Origin of the sequence: Luteimonas lutimaris, assembly GCF_039537065.1 — a bacterium.
In the GTDB taxonomy this organism is placed as follows: Bacteria; Pseudomonadota; Gammaproteobacteria; order Xanthomonadales; family Xanthomonadaceae; genus Luteimonas; species Luteimonas lutimaris.
The window spans coordinates 428884-441072 of record NZ_BAAAZU010000004.1; the positions used below are offsets into that span (position 1 = coordinate 428884).

At 71.7% G+C, this 12189-nt stretch carries 11 protein-coding genes; 2 read left to right on the forward strand and 9 right to left on the reverse strand.

Annotated features, from left to right (window positions below; translation table 11 throughout):
* Position 1: 1 nt before the first annotated feature.
* From ABD679_RS06090 to ABD679_RS06120, 7 genes are all read right to left on the reverse strand, one after another.
* Positions 2-1606 (reverse strand): tetratricopeptide repeat-containing sulfotransferase family protein, encoded by a 1605-nt coding sequence (locus ABD679_RS06090; protein ID WP_344759057.1) that lies wholly within the window; start codon positions 1604-1606, stop codon positions 2-4.
* The gene (locus ABD679_RS06095) at positions 1606-2619 is read right to left on the reverse strand and encodes a TraB/GumN family protein (protein WP_344759058.1); all 1014 of its coding nucleotides are present in this window, start codon (positions 2617-2619) and stop codon (positions 1606-1608) included. Before ABD679_RS06095 ends, ABD679_RS06090 begins: the two co-directional genes overlap by 1 nt.
* Positions 2620-2645: 26 nt before the next feature.
* Positions 2646-3587, reverse strand: coding sequence for a DUF1684 domain-containing protein (locus ABD679_RS06100; RefSeq protein ID WP_425561852.1), 942 nt, complete (start codon positions 3585-3587; stop codon positions 2646-2648).
* A gap of 2 nt (positions 3588-3589) precedes the next feature.
* A complete protein-coding gene (mutL, locus tag ABD679_RS06105) occupies positions 3590-5425 on the reverse strand; it encodes a DNA mismatch repair endonuclease MutL (protein WP_344759059.1) in 1836 nt (611 codons plus the stop codon).
* Between the two features lie 207 nt (positions 5426-5632).
* Positions 5633-7231, reverse strand: a complete 1599-nt coding sequence (locus ABD679_RS06110) for an N-acetylmuramoyl-L-alanine amidase (protein ID WP_344759060.1) — start codon at positions 7229-7231, stop codon at positions 5633-5635.
* A gap of 75 nt (positions 7232-7306) precedes the next feature.
* Positions 7307-7792: a tRNA (adenosine(37)-N6)-threonylcarbamoyltransferase complex ATPase subunit type 1 TsaE gene (gene tsaE / locus ABD679_RS06115; RefSeq protein WP_344759146.1), complete on the reverse strand. Its 486-nt coding sequence runs from the start codon at positions 7790-7792 to the stop codon at positions 7307-7309.
* 8 nt (positions 7793-7800) lie between these two features.
* Entirely contained in the window at positions 7801-9276 is a 1476-nt protein-coding gene (locus ABD679_RS06120) for an NAD(P)H-hydrate dehydratase (protein WP_344759061.1), read from the reverse strand.
* Positions 9277-9302: 26 nt separating this feature from the next.
* Between ABD679_RS06120 and queG the strand changes: the two genes are divergently transcribed.
* Positions 9303-10391, forward strand: a complete 1089-nt coding sequence (gene queG, locus ABD679_RS06125) for a tRNA epoxyqueuosine(34) reductase QueG (protein WP_344759062.1) — start codon at positions 9303-9305, stop codon at positions 10389-10391.
* A gap of 12 nt (positions 10392-10403) precedes the next feature.
* Here queG and ABD679_RS06130 read toward each other — a convergent pair whose 3' ends face one another.
* Complete coding sequence (locus tag ABD679_RS06130; protein ID WP_344759063.1) at positions 10404-10802, reverse strand: hypothetical protein; 399 nt, start codon at positions 10800-10802, stop codon at positions 10404-10406.
* Positions 10799-11548: a sulfurtransferase gene (locus ABD679_RS06135; protein ID WP_344759064.1), complete on the reverse strand. Its 750-nt coding sequence runs from the start codon at positions 11546-11548 to the stop codon at positions 10799-10801. The genes ABD679_RS06130 and ABD679_RS06135 overlap by 4 nt, the downstream gene beginning before the upstream one ends.
* A 79-nt stretch (positions 11549-11627) precedes the next feature.
* On the opposite strand from ABD679_RS06135, the gene ABD679_RS06140 reads away from it, so the two are divergent.
* Positions 11628-12185: a YaeQ family protein gene (locus ABD679_RS06140; protein WP_344759065.1), complete on the forward strand. Its 558-nt coding sequence runs from the start codon at positions 11628-11630 to the stop codon at positions 12183-12185.
* The last annotated feature ends 4 nt before the right edge of the window (positions 12186-12189 follow it).

The following is a 12189-nucleotide window of genomic DNA, read 5'->3' on the forward strand; positions in this document are numbered from 1 at the left end:
CTCAAGCTTCGACCGCGATGCCACCGTCCGACAGCAGGCGCCGCAGCGGATCGAGCCGGTCGCCGTAGCGTTTCCAGCGTTGCACGGAGTCGCGGTTCATGCCCGAGCGCACCTGGACCGCGCTGGCCGTGGCGACCGGTGCCTGGTTGTGCTCGAAGTGCAGGCAGGCGTCCTCCCACGGCAGGCCGCAGAAGCCGAGCAGTTCACGCGTCGTGCGCGCCTGGTCATCGACCAGCGCCTCGTAGTGCAGCTCCAGGATCCGTCCCGGCATCCGCTGCCGCCAGAAGGCCATCAGTGCGTCGAATTGCAGGTAGTAGCGGCCGGTGTCGAGCAGGTCCAGCGCGTAGCCGTAATCGGGCAGCCCGGGCGCGAATGGCTGCCGGAAGTTGCTCAGGCAGGTGTCCATCGGGTTGCGGCGCAGGCAGATGATCTTCGCGTTGGGCAGCGCGCGCGCGATGAATCCGATGTGGAGAAAGTTGTGCGGAAGCTTGTCGACGAAGCGCGGCGTCCGGCCGGTGCCCACCGCCCGCGTGCCTTCGACGTAGGCGCGGCCCAGCCCTTCCCAGTCGCGGAAACCGGGATCAAGGTTCGCCAGCACGCCGGCGAGCGAACGGCCGGAGCGGCCCCCGGCGTTCCACAGCGCGATGCCGAAGTCGGCCAGCTCACCGGCCGAATGGACCTGGCTGTGCATCGACAGGATGCGGTCGGTGAGCGTGGTCCCGGAGCGCGGCATCCCCAACACGAAGACGGGTTCGGCGCTGTCGTATCCCGATGCCTCCGCCGCTGGCCGGTCGTCGAACCAGCGCCGCACCGCGGCGAACATGGCGGCATCGCGTTCGGTGGACGGCCCTTCCCGCTTCCGCTGCGCCGCCTTGCCCCGGGTGTAGTGATCGAAGGCACGGGGATAGTCGCCCAGGTCTTCCAGCTCCTTGCCGAGCGCCATGTGCAGGTACAGTTGCGCGTCGGTGTCGTCGGGGTGGCTTGCAATCTGTTCGGCCAACGCCTGCAGGTGGTTGTGCTCCGGCGTGCATCTGCGCAACTGCGCCAGGGCCAGGTAGCCACGCCAGTAGCCCGGATCAGCAGCGATGCAGGCTTCGTACTCGCGCTGCGCGGCATCGAGGTCGCCGTGGACCATGTGCGAGGTGGCGAGGTTGAAGCGGAAGCCCGCATGCCCCGGCACCAGCGCGCAGGCACGCCGGTAGGCCTCGATCGCCGGCCCGTGCGCGTTGGCGCGGCTGTAGACGCTGCCCAGCGTGTCGAGCGTGACCGCGTCCGCGCCGGCCAGCGCCATCGCGCGGTCGGCCGCTGCGATCGCTTCCGCATGCCGGTGCCCGATGGACAGCGCCCGCGCGTACTGCGCGAGGTATCCGGGCTGGGCCGGATCGTGGCCGGCCGCCTGGCGCAGGTGGTTGATCGCCCGCGGCACCTGCTGCATCTGCAGCGCGGCGACGCCCGCGATGTAGTGCACGCCGCCGTGACCGCGCGCATGCGGCGCCAGGACTTCCGCAAGGCGCTGCGCCAGCGGCCAGTCGCCGCGGTCAAGTGCCGCCGCGGCCTGCCGGTACAGTTCGCGGGGATCGGTACCCCTCCCCGTCGGACGGTTCATTACCTGCCGTCCGCGGGCCCCGGGCACGCCGAGCACACGCGCTCGACCGTGTAGCCCTTCGCGCGCATCTTCTCCACCACGCCATCCTCGCCGAGCAGGTGCAGCGCGCCGACCACGACGAGCGTGTCGTCGGTGCCGGGCTCGGCGAGCATCTGCTCGATCTTCGGCAGCCAGGCCTCGTTGCGCTCGACGTTGATGTGCTGGTACAGCTTCGGGAAGCGTTCGCGCATGTCGGTGGCCATCTCGTCGCGGATCGCGTCGGCGTCACCGGCGCGCCAGTACGCGTGCAGGCGCTGGAGTTCGTCGCCCTCCGCCTGCGTCAGCGCCTCGTCGAGGAACTGCAGCTGTTCCTCCCGGTCCATGCCGTCGAGGAACGCGATCTGCTGCGCGCCGGTCTCGAAACCGCCGGTGCGCTTGCCGGCGAAACGCGCCGCGTCGATGAAGTGCTGGTCGAGGCCGAGTTTTGGATCCAGCCCCTGCCGGGTCATCTCGGTCATGCTGATCATCAGGCCGACGAACCACGGCTCGAACATCTGCAGCCGTTCCGGCGTCAGTCCGGACGCCTGCAGCTTCTGCGCGTTCGCGTCGAGCCAGGCCTGCAGGCGCCCGGCGGTCGCCGGCGGCAGCTCGCTGTCCAGGCGGGTGCCGTCAGTGCGCACGGCGGCCTGCATCATCTGCAGGCCCAGCTGCGGGGAGTTCATTTCCTCCGGCGGCATCTCGAACACCACCGCCTCGGCGTCGGCGAACGCCTCGTTGGCATCGCGCGAAAGCGGATAGTCGTCCGGCTTGAGCAGGTGGAACGAGCCGAGCAGGTAGACCGCGTTGTCCTCGTCGGACACCTTCCACAGCAGCGGCACGGGCGGGTCGCCGGGCGGCACGAACACGACGTCCTGCGCCGGCACGGGCGCAGCCGGCGCGGGCGCCTGCGCGCAGGCGAGGCCGGACACGATGGCGAGGACGACGGCGGCAAGCCAGCGGCCGTGCTTCGGCGGGTTCTTCCTTTCGAACTGCATGCGTGGGTCCTGTCGGGTGTGGGGCCTCAGTGGGCCGAGCCGGCGTACTTCTTCTCGCCGGCGGTGACCGCCAGGTCCAGGCGGTTCTCCGGCGGCGGCAGCGGGCAGGTCGCGAACGGGGTGAACGCGCACGGCGGGTTGTAGGACTGGTTGAAGTCGATCACGACGTTGCCGTCGGCGTCCGGCGGATCGGCGTACAGGAAGCGCCCCGCGCCGTAGCTGCCGTGGCCGTTGGTGCGGTCGGCGAACACCAGGAACAGGTTGCCGTCGCCTTCGTCCAGCGCGTCGATGCGCCAGGTCTTGCCATCGCGCTCGAACTCCACCGCGCCGGGGCTGGGTTCGTCGTTGATCGAACCGATGATGTCGGCCACCGGGATGGTCTTGCCCGGCGGGTTGGGCACGAACCTGCCGCGGATCTTCCACGACGGATCGGCCGGCCAGTACTCCAGGCCCGCGAACTGCGTGCGCGTCTCGGCATCCGCATGCTTGACCCGCAGCGCGCGACGGCCATCGCGCACGATGACGGTGACCAGGCCCTTGCCTTCGTCGAAGCCGAGCACGCTGGGCGTTTCCGAGGTGTCGTCGTGCAGCTCGACGCGGCCGGTGACGGGCGTGTCGTCCACGGTCACGGCGACGCCCTTTTCGGGCGTGAAGAACACCCGCTCGCCGTCCTGCTCCAGCAGGCCGAGCTTCGGCGGTCCCTTGGCGAGGCGGATGCCGCTGCCCTCGTCGCTGCCGATGAAGTGTGCCTTGAGCTCGATCCAGTGCAGGCCGACCAGGCTGGTCCAGCCGTCGGGCTTGCGCAGGCCTTCATCGCGGCGCGCGCGCCAGGCTTCCTCGTCGGCGATGAACTTCGGATCGGCTTGCATCGTGTCGTCTCCGGTCTGCGGCTGCGGCGAACCACCGCAGCCGGCAAGGGTGAGTGTGCAGCCGGCGAGCGCCAGCCCCAGGATCAATGGCTTGAACATCGTCAACGTCCTCGCAGGAACCAGCGGTCGATTTCCGGCAGGCTGAAGCGCGCCCAGGTCGGGCGACCGTGGTTGCACTGGCCCGAGCGCTCGGTGGCTTCCATCTCGCGCAGCAGTGCATTCATTTCCGGGATCGTCAGCCTGCGGTTGGCACGGATGGCGCCGTGGCAGGCCATCGTGGACAGCAGCTCGTCGCGCGCGGCGCGGATGCGCAGGCTTTCACCGTGCTCGCGCAGGTCGGCCAGCACGTCGCGCAGCAGCGCCTCAGTGTCGCCGTGCGCGAGCAGCGCCGGCACGCTGCGCAGCAGCAGCGATTGCGGACCGGTGCGCGAAACCTCGAAGCCGAGGTCGGCGAGCGTGGCGGCCTCGCGTTCGGCGACGTCGGCCTCGCGCTCGCTGACGGCAACGGTCTGCGGCACCAGCAGTGGCTGCGTGCGCAGGCCTTCGCCATCGTGCGCGTTCTTGAGTTTCTCGTAGCCGATGCGCTCGTGCGCGGCGTGCATGTCGACCACGATCAGGCCGTCGCCGGTCTCGGCCAGCACGTAGATGCCGTGCAGCTGGGCGATGGCGTAGCCCAGCGGCGGGGTGCGTTCGTCCTGCGTCGGCGGCAGCGCGGGCACCGGGCCGGCGCCCTGCCCGTCCACCGGCGCAACCGCGCTGGCCGGCGTCGCATACAGCTGTGCGTACGCGGAGCGGGCGTCGTCGACCCGCAGCGACAGATCGGCCTGCGGGCGATGCGCCGCCCAGGACGGCAACGGACCACCGGCCCCGGCCGGCATCCCGCCCGCCGGCTGCGAGGCACCGGTCGACACGGCCACGCCCATGCCGGCGCGCGTTTCAGCCAGCGCGTCATGCAGGGTGCGGTAGACGAAGTCGTGCACCAGCCGCGCATCGCGGAAGCGCACCTCGTGCTTGGCCGGATGCACGTTGACGTCGACCCGCGTCGGGTCGAGTTCGAGGAACAGCACGTACGCCGGCTGGCGGCCGTGGAACAGCACGTCGGCGTAGGCCTGCTTCACCGCGTGCGCGACGCTGCGGTCGCGGATGCTGCGGCCGTTGACGTACAGGTACTGCTGGTCGGCGCTGGCGCGCGAGTACACCGGCTGCGCGATCCAGCCGTGCAGGCGCAGGCCGGCGCCCTCGTGCTCGACGCGCAGCGCGTGCCTGGCGAACTCCTCGCCCAGCGTTTCGCCGAGGCGATCGCCGGACGACACGCCCGGCAGGCCCGGCTGGCCGTCGCCCTTGTAGCGGCGCGAGGGCTTGCCGTTGTGGCTGACGCGCAGCTCGACGTCCGGCCGCGCCAGCGCCAGCGAGCGCAGCCATTCCTCGATGTGGCCCAGTTCGGTGCGCTCGGCGCGCAGGAACTTGCGCCGCGCCGGCACGTTGTAGAACAGGTCGCGCACCACCACCGTGGTGCCGCGCTGGTGCGGCGTCGGCGCCGCTTCGCCCAGCTTGCCGCCGTCGACCTGCAGGCTGGTGCCGTGCACGTCACCGTCGCGGCGCGAGGACAGGACGAACCGGCTGACCGAGGCGATCGACGGCAGCGCCTCGCCGCGGAAACCGAGGGTGGCCACGGCTTCGAGGTCGTCGAGCGAGGCGATCTTGCTGGTGGCGTGCCGCGACACCGCCAGCGGCAGTTCATCGGGCGCGATGCCGGCACCGTCGTCGCGGATGCGGATCAGGCGCACGCCGCCTTCTTCGAGGTCGATGTCGACCCGGCGCGCACCGGCGTCGAGCGCGTTTTCGACCAGTTCCTTGACCACGGATGCGGGCCGCTCGACGACTTCACCGGCGGCGATCTGGTTGACGAGGGTGTCGGGAAGCTGCTGGATGCTCACCGGCGCAATGATAGCCGCGCCTGCCTGGTCCCGTGGGGAACGGCGCAAGCGCTCTTTGCCACGGATCGGAGCGGATCAAAGCAGATGGGGTAATGGCCTGGGCCAGGCACGGGACCATGCGCCAGCAGCCGGTCGACCGAAGCATCCCCAACGTGTCTTGTCCGTGCCAATCCGCGCAAATCCGCGGCAAGAACGCTTCTGCCTGGATCAGGGACTGCCGCCGGCTCCGGATTCGGCCTGCGCAGAGGCGCGCGCGGCGTACAGCGTGCCCGGCGGCGGCTGGCGCAGGAAGTAGGTGTCCACGCCGCGCAGGATCGCGCCGGCCAGCTTGCGCTGGTAGGCCGGATCGGTGAGCAGGCGTTCCTCGGTGGGATTGGAGATGTAGGCGGTCTCGACCAGCATCGCCGGCATGTCCGAGGTGCGCAGCACGGCGAAGTTGGCGCGCTCCACGCGGCGGGTGTTGCCGACGGTGCCAAGGCTGTCGAGCACGTGGCGCGCGGCGTCCTCGGAGGCCTTCATGTGGCCGCTCTGTGTGAGGTCGAGCAGCACCGAGGCCAGGGTATTGCCGGCCTGCGGCATGCGCCCGCCGATCAGGTCGGCCGCGTTTTCCTTGTCGGCCAGCCAGCGCGCGCGCTGCGAAGACGCGCCCTTGAGCGAGAGCACGTACACCGAGGCGCCCGATGCGCTGCGGTTCTCGGCGGCGTCTGCATGGATCGAGACGAAGATGTCGGCCTTGGCCGCACGCGCCAGTTGCGCGCGCCGGTTGAGCGGGATGAACACGTCCTTGTCGCGGGTCAGGTAGGCCTTCAGCCCGGGCGTGGCGTTGACCTGCCTGGCCAGTTCGCGGGCAACGGCGAGGGTGACGTCCTTCTCCCGGCGACCGCTCTTGCCGATCGCGCCGGGGTCCTGCCCGCCGTGGCCGGCGTCGATGGCGACGACCAGCGTCCGCCCGGCACCCTGGCGGACGGTCGGCGGCTTCGGCGCGACGCCGGGCGCGTCGGCCGGCACCTGCGGGGGGTTGACAGGCGTCGGCACGCCGGTGGCGATGCGGGTCGGCACGCCGGTGGCGATGCGGGTCGGCACGCCGGTGGCGACGGTGCCGGACGCCTGCGGCGCTGCCTGTGCCGGAGTCGGAGCAGGCTGCGGCTGCGACTGCGGCACCTGCGCCTGCGCCTGCGACGGAGGCGGCGCAGCCTGCCGGGTCACGGCGGCGGGGGGCGGGCTGGACGGCCGCGTCGTCGAGGCGATCAGCCGCGAGGTCGCCGCGGCCGAAGCAAGGGCCGGGTCGGCCGGCTGCGGCGTGGGCTGCGGCGCGGCGGGCGTGGGTGCCGGGCTGGACGCGGCGGCGCCGGCGGCCGGCGTCGAAGCCGCGGCGGCGATGCGCGCGATCGGATCGCCGCCGTTGTCGCCGGGCCATTCCACCACCAGCCGGGTCCCGTCGGGGCCGGCCTCGAAGTGGGGCTTCAGCGCCACGACCGGGGCGTGCAGGTCGAACACGATGCGGGTCACGCCCGGCTCCGGATGGCCGGCACGGACATCCTTCACCAGTCCGGCAGCGGCCGGGAGCTTGAAATCGCGCGGCAGCTGCGCGCCCGGCAGGTCCACCACCAGGCGGTCCGGGTTGGACAGGCTCAGGAGCTTGTATTCGACCCGGGTATCGAGGCTGATCTCGGCACGGGTCCCCGTCGCCGCGGTCGAAACACGCAAGTTGTTGATTTCAGAGGCGTGCGCGAGATTCCAGCAGAGCGCCGCCAGCAGCGCCGCGCCGAGAATGACTTGCTGGAAGGAGATCCCCTTGACTCGCATGTCGCGTAGTCAAGCACCAGATTCCCGGATTTGCAAGTATTTTTTCCTTATATATCCGGGGCATGCGGGACCTTGCTACGGGTTCGATTCAGGAAAGCCCTGCAAGTCGCCATGATCGACCAGCCGGGCCAGCCACGCAGCACCCTCCGCCCCCGGCGCCCGCAGCCGCACGGTCCTGCCCTCGCCCGCCACCGCCAGTTCCACCAGCAGGTCGGGCGCCGGCAGCGCGCCGGCGCCGCGTTCAGGCCATTCCACCAGCCACAGCACCGCGCCGGCCTCGTCCAAGCCGAGGAATTCCAGCTCGCCGGCGCCGCCGATCCGGTACAGGTCCAGATGCAGGGCCTCGCCGCCGGGAACCGGGTAGCGCTCGACCAGCGTGTAGGTCGGGCTGCGGATCGGCCCCTCGACGCCCAGCGCCCGCAGCCAGGCGCGCGCCAGCGTGGATTTGCCGGCGCCGAGGTCGCCGGACAGGTGGACCACGGCGGTCGCCGGCCGGGTGGCGGCCAGCGCGCGGCCCAGCACGTCGGTGGCGTCGGCGTCGGGCAGGAAGCGTTCGATCATCGTCTCGCTCATGGGTTGGCCAGCCGCCGCAGCGGGGCGAACAGGTCGGACGGCAGCAGGCCGCGTTCACCGCCGTCGCGCGCGGCGGCATCGCCCGCGGCGCCGTGCAGCAGCGCGCCGCAGCAGGCGGCGTCGAACGCGTCCAGCCCCTGCGCGCGCAGCGCGGCAATGACACCGGTCAGCACGTCGCCCATGCCGCCGACGGCCATGCCGGGGTTGCCGGCGTCGATGATGCGCGGCCTGCGGCCGGGCGCGGCGACCACGGTGCCGGCGCCCTTGAGCACGACCACGCAGCCGTATCGCTCGCACAGAGCCGCGGCGGCAGCGCGGCGATCGCCCTGCACGTCCACGGTCGACGTGGACAGCAGCCGCGCCGCTTCGCCCGGGTGCGGGGTAAGCACCGTGTCCACGCGCAGCGTGCGCGGCGCCGCGGCCAGCAGGTTGAGTGCATCGGCGTCGATGACCAGCGGCGCATCGCCGTCGACCAGCGCGGCGAACAGTTCGCTGCCCCACGCATCCTGGCCCAGACCCGGACCGACTGCGACGACATCGGCCGCCGCATGCAGGCCGGCCAGCTCCCGCGCAGATTCCATCGCGTGCGCCATTGCTTCCGGTCGCCGCGCCAGCAGCGCGGGAACGTGCGCGGCACGCGTCGCCACGTCGACCAGCCCGGCGCCCGTGCGCAGCGCGGCCCCGGCGCACAGCAGCACCGCGCCGCCCTTGCCATGGTCGCCGCCGACGCACAGCACGCGGCCGGACTCGCCCTTGTGCGAATTGCGCCCGCGCGGGCGCAGGAAGCCGGCCAGCGCGCGCGCGTCGAGCGCCTCGGCGATGGCTTCGCCCGGCGGCAGGATGTCGTCGTCGATCCCGAGCGTCGCCAGCTCGCGCGCGCCGACATGTTCGAGCGCCTGGCCGGTCGCCAGCCCCGCGTGCGCGCCGAGGAACTGCAGCGTGCGCATCGCCCGCACAGCGACCCCGAGCACGCAGCCGCTGTCGGCATCCACGCCGCTGGGCGCGTCGAGCGCGAGCACGGGCAGTGCCGCGTCGTTGATCGCGGACACCAGCGCGGCCGCGCCGCCGTCCGGCGCGCGCTTCAGGCCGATGCCGAACAGCGCGTCGACGACCACGTCGGCTTCGCCCAGTGCACCGGCGAACGTCCCGATCCCGCCGCCCGCCTCCCGGTATTCGCGTTCGGCGCGTATCGCCACGTCGCCGCGTGGTTCGTGCCCCGGCAGTCGCAGCACCCGCACCGGACGCCCGGCCTCGCGTGCGTGCCGCGCCAGCACATGGCCGTCGCCGCCGTTGTTGCCCGGCCCGCAAACGACGACCAGCCGCTGCGCCTGCGGCCAGTGCGCCAGCACGCAGTGCCATGCGGCCAGCCCGGCGCGCTGCATCAGCACGAAATTATCCCCCAGCCGCGTCGCGGCGCGGGTTTCCGCACTGCGCAGCGCGGCGTTGTCGAACAGGGGAAGGCGGCCGCTCATCGGCGCGATTCTATACTTGCGCCACCGTGTCCCAGTCCCCTGCCAGCCCTCCCGCCCCCGACCCCGCCGCGCTTGCCCTGCGGATCCGCGCGCTCGCGCGCGAAGCCGGGTTCCAGCGTTGCGGCATCACCGGCATCGAGCTTGGCGAGGACGAACAGCACCTGCGTGACTGGCTCGCACAGGGGCTCTACGGTTCGATGGAGTGGATGGCCCGCCACGGCGACAAGCGCTCGCGCCCCGCCGAACTGATCCCCGGCACGCTGCGGGTGGTCTCGGTGGGCCTGGACTACGGCCGCAACGACGACGACAGCGCCTGGGACACGCTTGCCGAGGGCGAGCGCGCCTACGTCGCCCGCTACGCGCTCGGCCGCGACTACCACAAGCTGATGCGCAACCGGCTGCAGAAGCTGGCCGACCGCATCGCCGAAGAAGTCGGGCCGTTCGGCCACCGCGTGTTCGTCGATTCGGCGCCAGTGCTCGAACGCGCACTGGCGCGCAACGCCGGGCTGGGCTGGATCGGCAAGCACACCTGCCTGATCGACAGGGACGGCGGCTCCTGGTTCTTCCTCGGCGAGATCTACCTCGACCTGCCGCTGCCGGTCGACCCGCCGGCCAGCGGGCACTGCGGCACCTGCACGCGCTGCATCGACGTCTGCCCCACCGGCGCGATCACCGCGCCGCACCGGCTCGATGCCCGCCGCTGCATTTCCTACCTGACCATCGAGCACGAAGGCAGCATCGACGAAGAGCTGCGGCCGCTGATCGGCAACCGCATCTTCGGCTGCGACGACTGCCAGCTGGTGTGCCCGTGGAACAAGTTCGCGAAGAAGACCGACGAACCCGACTTCCGCGCGCGCAACAACCTCGACCGCGCCACGCTGGCCGAGCTGTTCGCATGGACGGAAGAAGAATTCCTGCAGCGCACGGAAGGCTCCGCAATCCGCCGCAGCGGGCACGCGCGCTGGCTGCGCAACATCGCCGTCGCGCTGGGCAACGCCCCGACGACGCCCGACGTGATCGCCGCGCTGCAGTCGCGACGCGACGCGCCCGACCCGGTCGTTCGCGAACACGTGCACTGGGCGCTGGCGCGGCACGGTGCTGCCGCCGCGTCGTGACGCCCCGCGGGATCAGCGCGGTTCGACCGCCTGCCCGTCCGCGTCCATCGGTTCCGCGGGCGACGCGGGCGCTGCAGGTCCCGGCGCATCCTCCACCGGCAACGGCTGCACCGGCTCCGGCAGCGGATCTCCACTGCGCCCGATGACCCCGTCGACGCCGTCGACGACCTTGCCGGTGGCCTGCCTGGCCAGGTTCGAGGGGTCGACCACTTCCTCGATCCGCTTCCCGTCGAAGTCCGGGCCGAACACGTAGAACAGGTCCGGCACCGTCGGCCAGCCCATCTGCGGCGCGGCCCACCAGTACACGGCCACCACCACCACGACGGCCAGCACGGCCTTGATCGCCACGCCGACCAGCTTGTACGCCAGGTACAGCGCCAGCGGTACCAGCAGCAGCGCCAGCCAGCTCACGCGGCGGCCTCCGCGCCGTCGACCAGCGGGGCCAGCGCGGGATCGAGCGCGACGCGCCCGTCGAACACGAAGCAGCGACCGTCGTAGCCGTGTCCGCCAACCTGTTCGAAATAGCCCAGGATCCCGCCGTCGAGCTGCAGCACGTTGTCCATGCCGTCCGCGCGCATCCACAGCGCGGCCTTTTCGCAGCGGATGCCGCCGGTGCAGAAGCTGACCACCGTGGCATCGCGCAGCGCGTCACGGTGCGGCGCCAGCGCCTCGGGCAGTTCGGTGAAGTTGTCGATCGGCAGCGCCAGCGCGCCGGCGAAGCTGCCATGCGCGACTTCCTCGCGGTTGCGGGTGTCGAGCAGCACCAGCCGCCGGCCGGCATCGTCGTGTCCGTCCGCGATCCAGCGCGCCAGGTCCACGGGCGCGACGGCCGGCGCGCGGCCTTCCAGCGGCGAGGTCTTTTCGCGGCGGAAGCTGATGATCTCCGGCTTGACCTTGACCTTCAGCCGCGCGAACGGCTGCGTCGCACTGCGGCTGTACTTCACCTGCAGGCCGGCGAAGCGCAGGTCGGCGCGCAGCCGGGCCAGGAACTGCCCGATCCCGCCGTCGGCGCCGGCCAGGAACAGGTTGATCCCTTCCGGCGCGACCAGCACCGTGCCCAGCAGCCCGCCGGCGGCGGCCGATTCGCGCAGGCTCGCGGCCAGCGCGTCGGGATCGTCGACGGCGGCGAAGTGGTAGGCGGCGATGTTGGTGACCATGCGCGCATTCTACGGAAGCACCGGCCCGCGGGCCGGCGCGGCCTACACTATGCGCCCGCATCCCCTCCCCGTTGGCCGCATGGCGCTCAAATCCACCGTCTACAAGGCAGAACTGCAGATCAGCGACATGGACCGGCACTACTACGCCACCCATGCGCTCACGCTGGCCCGGCATCCGTCCGAAACCGAGGAACGGCTGATGGTGCGGCTGCTGGCGTTCGCGCTGCACGCCGACGACGCGCTGGCCTTCGGCCACGGGCTGTCCAGCGACGATGAACCCGACCTGTGGCGCAAGTCGCTGGATGGCGAAATCGAGCTGTGGATCGACCTCGGCCAACCCGACGAATCGCGCATCCGCAAGGCCTCCGGCCGCGCGCGCGAGGTAGTCGTGGTCAACTACGGCGGGCGCAGCGCCGACATCTGGTGGGACAAGCATCGCGCCGCGCTGTCGCGCATCGACAACCTCACCGTGCTCGACATCGACGATGCCACGGTGGGCGCGCTGGTCGCGCTCGCCAACCGCACGATGCGGCTGCAGGCCATGGTGCAGGACGGCCAGTTCGAGCTGTATGGCGACGGCGGGTCGCTGACGGTCGAGTCCCGCGTGCGCATGGCGCCCGCCGCCCGGTCGCACTGACGCG

Bases quoted from the DNA above. Each gene is read 5' to 3' on its own strand.
- ABD679_RS06090 (WP_344759057.1), bottom strand. From the start codon at position 1,606: ATGAACCGTCCGACGGGGAGGGGTACCGATCCCCGCGAACTGTACCGG.
- ABD679_RS06095 (WP_344759058.1), bottom strand. From the start codon at position 2,619: ATGCAGTTCGAAAGGAAGAACCCGCCGAAGCACGGCCGCTGGCTTGCC.
- ABD679_RS06100 (WP_425561852.1), bottom strand. From the start codon at position 3,587: ATGTTCAAGCCATTGATCCTGGGGCTGGCGCTCGCCGGCTGCACACTC.
- ABD679_RS06110 (WP_344759060.1), bottom strand. From the start codon at position 7,231: ATGCGAGTCAAGGGGATCTCCTTCCAGCAAGTCATTCTCGGCGCGGCG.
- tsaE (WP_344759146.1), bottom strand. From the start codon at position 7,792: ATGATCGAACGCTTCCTGCCCGACGCCGACGCCACCGACGTGCTGGGC.
- ABD679_RS06120 (WP_344759061.1), bottom strand. From the start codon at position 9,276: ATGAGCGGCCGCCTTCCCCTGTTCGACAACGCCGCGCTGCGCAGTGCG.
- ABD679_RS06135 (WP_344759064.1), bottom strand. From the start codon at position 11,548: ATGGTCACCAACATCGCCGCCTACCACTTCGCCGCCGTCGACGATCCC.
- ABD679_RS06140 (WP_344759065.1), top strand. From the start codon at position 11,628: ATGGCGCTCAAATCCACCGTCTACAAGGCAGAACTGCAGATCAGCGAC.